Source organism: Psychrobacter sp. 1U2, assembly GCF_051847575.1.
Genome location: NZ_JBPYDC010000049.1, coordinates 1 through 3,619 on the forward strand (window position 1 = coordinate 1; position 3,619 = coordinate 3,619).

Here is a 3,619-nt window from a genome sequence, read left to right on the forward strand (position 1 = left end):
GCAACATCGGTGTACTTCGTTGTGTACATCCAGTGAGTTTTTCGAGAGTGAATTAGCTTATTTTTGATTTCTATAAGTACTGTTATGGAGACCATCCCAGATTCTGTGTAACTGACGTTTAGATTAAATACTTACACAAAATTTAGGAAGGTCTCAGATTTTGAGAAAAAACCGCTAGAAAATTATTTGAAATAACAGCTATTAATGGCACTCCATTAACATTTCTGTAAGTACATTACCGTTAAATGATTACCCTGCGCAGCAAGATAGCTCTTTAACGTCTTTGCTAAAGGTTTGAGCGCATAACTTCAATCCTTCAACCATCGTCAAATACGGAAATAGTTGACCTGCCAATTCTTCGACTGTCATTTTATTATGAATAGCAAGAGCCGCACTTTGAATCAGTTCTCCGCCTTCATGGGCTAAAATTTGTGCGCCTATCAGTTTTCCCGTGGATTCTTCAGCTACCAACTTGATAAAACCATCCGTTTCAAAATTTGCTAAAGCTCTTGGTACGTTTTCCATATCAAGTACACGACTTATCGTATTTATTCCTACCGCTGAAGCTTGTACTTCGGTTAGACCTACCGTAGCAACTTGTGGGTCGGTGAATATAACAGCAGGCATGGTAGATAAGTCGAGTTGCGCATTTCCACCTGTCATATTAATTCCAGCCCTACTTCCGGCAGCAGCAGCAACATAAACAAATTGTGGCATATTGGAGCAATCTCCAGCGGCATAAATGTTAGCTGTTGATGTTTCCATCATACTATTAACAACAATGGCACCACTTTTATCTGTTTCAACACCAACATTTTCTAAACCAAGCTTTCCAGTATTTGCATGGCGACCCGTAGAGATAAGCAATTTTTCAGCGATTAATGTTCCTTCGTTAGTTTCCAATGAAAAACCATTGCTATCATAAGAAACATGACTTGCTTGCGTATTATTAAGTACCCTAATACCTTCTTTTTCAAAGCACTCTGCCAGTTTTTCACCTAATAACGGATCTTCAGCATATAAAAGGGTATGTCTGGCTAGAATTGTCACACGGCTACCTAAACGGGCATAAGCTTGCGCAATTTCCAGAGCAACAACGGAGGAGCCGATGACAACTAGACTACTCGGTAACTCTTCTGCAAATAAGGCTTCTGTTGATGTCCAATAAGGTGTATCAACTAAACCCTTAATTGGCGGAATGCTTGGTGTAGAGCCTGTTGCAATTAAAATGCGATCTGCAACCAGCTCTTCTTCACTACCATCAGACTTGTGAACTAGCAAGGTATTTTGATTTTTAAAACGTGCATAACCTTTAAGTAAAGATAGCGCGGGATTACTCTCTAAAATACGTTGATATTTAGCATCGCGTAGTTCTTCGACGCGAGCGTTTTGCTGATGTGCTAATAAGGAGCGGCTAAGTTGTGGCTGAATATTTTCTAAACCATCAAACGGGTTAGTACGTTGCTGATGCGCTAATTGCGCAGCACGGATCAATATTTTTGAAGGAACACAGCCGACATTTACACAGCAACCTCCGATTACATCGGCTCCTTCAATGATAGTAACTCTTGCTCCGCCTTCTGCTGCTTTAATCGCACTGGCAAAGGCCCCTGAACCACTACCAATAATGGCTACATGTAATTGTTCTGGCTGGATGTCATTTGGCGAGCAACAACTATTCGTTGACATATTTTATTCCTCTTAAAAAGTTAAGCGGTACAAGTTTCATCATCACAGCGTTTATTCGCAGGAGAAACCATGTCCCAAATTGATACAGCAACCATTAGTCCTAGCCCCGTATAAGTAACGTATGAACTCCACCCGTACTGGAACCAAGGGTATAAAGAGAGTAAAACCAAAATGGGGCCAATTGAACCGATAAAACTACGGTGCCATTGACGATGGCTAAACCAGCCTAAGATATTCATTACCAGCGCTAATACTGCAAACAGTGGTAACAACGTATTGATAAATACCCCTTCCCACTGACTAAGAAATCCCATCCCAATTGCCGCACCAAGACTAGCTATCGCGGGAAAACACATGGCGCATCCCATTGCCGAAACAAGTGCACCTATAGAGCCTGCTTTATCTCCGATACGCGTAACTAGTTCTAAGGGGCTAAATATTACTTATTTTCACTTTTTAAATTTGAAGGGTAGCCAGCGTTGGTAGTCGCTGCAATTAATGCATTGATGTTGGTTTTAGTGTCATCAAAAGAAACAACAGCTAGCTTAGGCTTGTAGGTAACTTTCGCATTTTCAACGCCATCAACATTTTCTAATGACTTTTTAACTGTGATTGGACATGTCGCACAGTTCATCGTTGGCACTTCCAGTGTAACTGTTTTTACTTCAGCAAAAGCACCAAAACTAGAAAGTGAAAGCAGTGCGGTTAATAATAATTTTTTCATAATTAGCTCCAAATTTTAAAATGTTATAAATTTCTTGATCTGTATATTAAGCAAACAAAAGTATCCAATAATTACTGGTCACTAAAATTGTCGCAACTATAGCGCTCAGCCAGAAAATGACTTTTCGTTGTTGCTGTTTCTTAGGAATTGCACAGGCCGTTCCCGGCTCACACTCTTCTACAGGACGGTAAATTTTCCAACCTGAGTAACCAAACAACAACACTACAAATGCGATAAATAATGGCCTATAGGGTTCAAATGCAGTTAAATTACCAATCCATGAGCCACTTACCCCAAGTAATAACAGGAGCAAAGGACCTACACAGCATACGCCTGCGCCTAATGCTGCTATGATGCCTCCTATCATTGGAAGGTTTGATTCTTTTTGATTCATATAGATACCTCATTAGATAATGCAAGTGTATTGCATGTACCTAAGTACGGAGTCAAGGGTGATTTATAAAAAATTTATCTTTGATAATCTGCTACGACAGATACGGGGAATAAGCTAACTTGAATTAAGGCGCAGAAGTAAAATTGGATATGCTGTTTTAGTGGGAAATGGTAGTTAAGTGAATCATTTACTTCGGTTGCAACGAATCAATTATTGGGCAGTGGCTATCGTCATCATTATTTTGGCATTGTCCTAAATGTTCTTCCAAAGCGTGTTCTAACAACAACAAGTCAGCCATCTTTTTTTGTACTGCGATCAGTTTTTTATTAGCTAATTCTTGTACTTTACTACATGGACTATCGTTTAACGCAAGTAACCCTTCAATCTCATTTAGCGTAAAACCTAATTCTTGAGAACGCTTGATAAAATGTATTCTATTTACCGTTTCTTTCGGGTAATGTCTATAGCCCTGCATAGGCTTTGGTGGTTGTTTAATTAAGCCTTTGCGTTCATAAAAGCGAATTGTTTCGACATTTACACTCAGTTCTTTAGCCAACATACTTATGGTTCGTTTAGACACGTTATCAATTACCTTACTGACTTTTTGTTTACTTACTTTATATCTAATTAAAGTGACCATCAATGAATACCAGTTTAAACATCGCTAATTGATTTTGTTTTTTCTTCTATTAAATAAGTAAAGTTACCGTTGTTACAACAATATTAAACCACAACAATGTATGGTTTATCCTTTTTCATTATCAAAGTCCAAATTAGTGTTATTACATGCAGTTCTACATGAGTATACCCCA

Annotated in this window: 4 protein-coding genes and 1 pseudogene; all 5 read right to left on the minus strand. The window is 38.8% G+C overall.

What is annotated here, in order from left to right; translation table 11 throughout:
* Positions 1-249: 249 nt before the first annotated feature.
* Positions 250-1,641: pseudogene (merA, locus tag ACS8FD_RS12860) on the minus strand (mercury(II) reductase); the annotation flags it as partial.
* A 68-nt stretch (positions 1,642-1,709) separates the two neighbouring features.
* Positions 1,710-2,129, minus strand: coding sequence for an organomercurial transporter MerC (gene merC, locus ACS8FD_RS12865; protein ID WP_186475527.1), 420 nt, complete (start codon positions 2,127-2,129; stop codon positions 1,710-1,712).
* On the minus strand, positions 2,129-2,413 hold the full coding sequence (gene merP / locus ACS8FD_RS12870) for a mercury resistance system periplasmic binding protein MerP (RefSeq protein ID WP_008110847.1): 285 nt from the start codon (positions 2,411-2,413) through the stop codon (positions 2,129-2,131). The genes merC and merP overlap by 1 nt, the downstream gene beginning before the upstream one ends.
* Before the next feature lie 46 nt (positions 2,414-2,459).
* Positions 2,460-2,807, minus strand: coding sequence for a mercuric transporter MerT family protein (locus ACS8FD_RS12875; protein WP_016899520.1), 348 nt, complete (start codon positions 2,805-2,807; stop codon positions 2,460-2,462).
* Between the two features lie 187 nt (positions 2,808-2,994).
* Positions 2,995-3,387 (minus strand): Hg(II)-responsive transcriptional regulator, encoded by a 393-nt coding sequence (gene merR, locus ACS8FD_RS12880; protein WP_286130766.1) that lies wholly within the window; start codon positions 3,385-3,387, stop codon positions 2,995-2,997.
* Positions 3,388-3,619 lie beyond the last annotated feature (232 nt).